Below are 3215 nucleotides of genomic sequence, written 5' to 3' on the forward strand. Positions count from 1 at the left end.
TACGTTCCTTCCAGCTCGCGTAATCGAGACTGTTGCGGATCAGATGGACGATACAGGTCTGTAGCGTGGTCGCCGGAAATACGGCGGCCAGCGCCTCAGGCATGCCCTTGAGGCCGTCGGTTACGGCGATCAGGATGTCGTTCACGCCGCGCGTTTTCAAATCGTTGAATACCTTCATCCAGAACTTCGCGCCCTCCGTGCCTTCGATCCACAGGCCCAGGATGTCGCGCGTGCCGTCCGCCAGAACGCCCAGCGCCAGATAGATGGCCTTGTTGCGGACGACGGCGTCTTCGCGGATCTTGACCCGCAGCGCATCGAAGAACACCACGGGGTACATCGGTTCAAGCGGTCGCGACTGCCAGGCAATCACCTCGGCCATGACCTCGTCGGTCACCGAACTGATGAACTCGGGCGACACCTCCGTGCCGTACTGCTCCAGCAGGAAACCCTGAATCTCCCGGACCGTCATGCCGCGGGCATACATGGCGACGATCTTGTCGTCGAAGCCGGTGAAACGACGCTCATGTTTGGGAATCAGCAGCGGTTCGAAGCTGCCATCTCGATCGCGCGGCACGTCGATGCGAAGCGGGCCGTCTTCCGTCAATACCGTCTTGGCGCCACGGCCATTGCGCTGATTGGCAACGTGGGCGGGCTTGGCGCCGCCGGGCGGGTAGCCCAGGTGGTGGTTCATCTCACCACCCAGTGCTCGTTCGATCAAGGCCTTCTTGAAGGCCAGCGACGCGGCGTGAATGGCTTCGGCCGTCATCGGGCCGTTGCCGAATTGTTCCAACAGTTCAGGCGGGATCGCCGGCAGCTCTGCCGGTTTGGCTTTCGGTTTGCCGGGCATATTGACTCCTTGGCGTCATGATATGCCTCGAACACGAAATTAATGACAGGCCCAGGCCGCCTTGTTTCATGAGACGACGCACGACTTTCGCTGGTACATGGTCAGTTCAATTTAACAATAAGCATCACTAACGGGTTTGGTTGGCTCCAGAAGATAGTTCACGACCTTGTCATCGATGCAGCGGAATCCTTCGGCTAACACAAATGTATGGCCATTACCCTCGCGCACAAGCAACGGGCTGCCGAAGGCCGCCGACATCTTGACCGCGTTTCCGTAGGGAGTCGTTGGATCGCCGGTCTGCGCCACAAATAGCAGCGAAGGGAGGCGTTTGTCGCGTGATGGCGTTGCGGCTGTCATTCTTGCGCCGAAGGGCCAACCAGCACAAGTCCTATCCGCCAACTCCGCCGTTGCTTCCTCGGAAATCGTTACAAAGGTTCCCCTGAGGATGCTTTCCGGCGCCACATTGGGCAAAGGCCCATAATCGGAACACGTAATGACTAAGCTAGCCTTGGCTTCGTCTTGCTTATAAAACTGGGGCGTATCCAATAATTCTGCCGTTTGGACACTGACCTTCAATTGCCGAAGTTCTGTCAGGGTTCGGGCCAACTCGGGCCAGTTTCTGTCCCAAAATAAGGCACTTTGTGTGTAGCCATGGATCTGATCTGCCGAAACCGGCTGCCCATCAGGCTTACGAATCGCGCCGGTTGAAGCACGCGATAGCAATGTCCTATAGGCGTCGAGCGCTTCAACCGGTGATTTCGTAAGCGGACACCCAGCAATCCCAGCGCAATAACGTGCAAAACGATAAAATGCTAGGTTGATGCCGCGGCTCTGATTGACCCTCCATGCTGCGTAGTTTTCCGATAAGTCGACCACGCCATCGAGTACCATGGCGCGAACGTTTTGCGGGTAATGTTCAGCATAGAGTTGCGCCACTGCCGTACCGTATGAATACGCGAGCAGCGTAATTTTTTCTTCGCCAAGTGCCACACGTATGCCTTCCAGATCATCCACTGCATCGAGCGTCGAAAGATGAGAGATAAAAGATTCCTTGGTCATCGTTGTGCATGATCTTAGCCATTCTGACGAGTAGGGACCGATTTTTGGATCGGTAGTACATCTAATCTTTGGTTCAGATTGACCGACGCCTCGAGGGTCATATGCAATAATGTCGAAATGCTTACGAAGCTTGCTTGTCTCGGCGGATTGCGCAAGCGAGAGACCCACGCCAGGTATGCCCGGGCCGCCAGAGACTAGGATCAATGAACCCATTTTGTGATCTGTCGCCGGCAGTTTAGTCATTGCGAGTTTGACGACTTCGCCTGCTTGCTGCTGGCGCATGCGCTGCATTGGAACATTCAACGTGCCGCAAACCCTGTCCAGCTCAGTTGAACTCAAGTGCCAAGCATCGGAACAGGCTCCCCAGCTTACCGCCTCGTTCACCGCCCAAGCTGCCCCCTTTTTATCTTCGTCGGCATTCCTGAAGCCGGCCCTCGTCCCCACGCCAATGGCGGTCAATGTAAGCAAACCGATCCAGATCGCTTGGATAAAATTACCCGATTTCATAAGTATGCTGGTAAATGAGATTGAAGTTTGTTAGCTTCGGCGAACTGTATATGGAGTCCGGGGAGCAATGGAACAGCCAACCGACTTAGTGTCCGTTCAACTGTCGTTCGCCCTCCCCAACGGGCGTAGTTCACCCCGCGCGACCGCCTCGGGTACCGAGAACGAATAGCGCCCGAGCATGTTGATGTGCTCGTGGCCGAATGGCGACAGCCGGATCTCATCCTCGGGCCGCACCGGATAGCCTTCGCTGCGCAACTGCGTCAACACCGCGTCCATGTACAAGGTGTTCCACAGCACGATCATGTTCACGACCAGGCCGAGCGCGCTCAACTGGTCTTCCTGCCCTTCGCGGTAGCGCTGGAACAGTTCGCCGCGCTTTCCGTGGAAGACGTCGCGCGCCAATGCGTGACGGCCTTCGCCGAGATTGAGCTGAAGCAAGGTGCCGCGGCGACGGGCCTCGTCATCGATGAAGTTCAGCGTATGGATGGTCTTGTCGATGCGGCCAATTTCGGCAATGGCCTGCGCCAGGCTGGTCGGACGCTCGTCGACCTGCAAGGTGCGCATGATGCCCATCGCCGGCACCATGCCGAGCTTGAGCGAGCCGATCAGGCGAAGCACGTCGTCCCAATGCCGCGTGATGCGCTCGAGGTTCACCCGCTGCCGTGCCAACGCGTTCAACTCGCCGTAGTCGGCCTGGGCATCGATGCGCCAGAAGCGTGTACCGCCAACTGGCCGATCTCGAACAACCTGTGCGAGAACGCGATCCGGCCGTTCGTCGTCGGCCGCAAGGGCTGGCTGTTCT

At 57.5% G+C, this 3215-nt stretch carries 3 protein-coding genes and 1 pseudogene; 1 reads left to right on the plus strand and 3 read right to left on the minus strand.

Annotation, left to right across the window (positions count from 1 at the left end):
• The 3 genes and pseudogenes from RZR99_RS32405 to RZR99_RS32415 all read right to left on the minus strand — a co-directional run.
• On the minus strand, positions 1 to 847 hold an 847-nt coding region (locus tag RZR99_RS32405; RefSeq protein ID WP_323123774.1), incomplete at its 3' end, for an IS256 family transposase.
• Positions 848 to 958: 111 nt separating this feature from the next.
• Positions 959 to 2413, minus strand: coding sequence for an alpha/beta hydrolase (locus RZR99_RS32410; protein ID WP_323123775.1), 1455 nt, complete (start codon positions 2411 to 2413; stop codon positions 959 to 961).
• A gap of 96 nt (positions 2414 to 2509) precedes the next feature.
• Positions 2510 to 3142: pseudogene (locus tag RZR99_RS32415) on the minus strand (Tn3 family transposase); the annotation flags it as partial.
• A gap of 18 nt (positions 3143 to 3160) precedes the next feature.
• Here RZR99_RS32415 and RZR99_RS32420 point away from each other — a divergent pair.
• The coding region (locus RZR99_RS32420) for a hypothetical protein (RefSeq protein ID WP_323123776.1) at positions 3161 to 3215 on the plus strand (55 nt) is incomplete at its 3' end.

It is taken from the genome of Burkholderia alba, from assembly GCF_034721475.1.
GTDB lineage: Bacteria > Pseudomonadota > Gammaproteobacteria > Burkholderiales > Burkholderiaceae > Burkholderia > Burkholderia alba.

What these genes read in the sequence shown, in the direction of transcription:
- RZR99_RS32410 (WP_323123775.1), bottom strand. Translation starts at nt 2,413, where the DNA reads ATGAAATCGGGTAATTTTATCCAAGCGATCTGGATCGGTTTGCTTACA.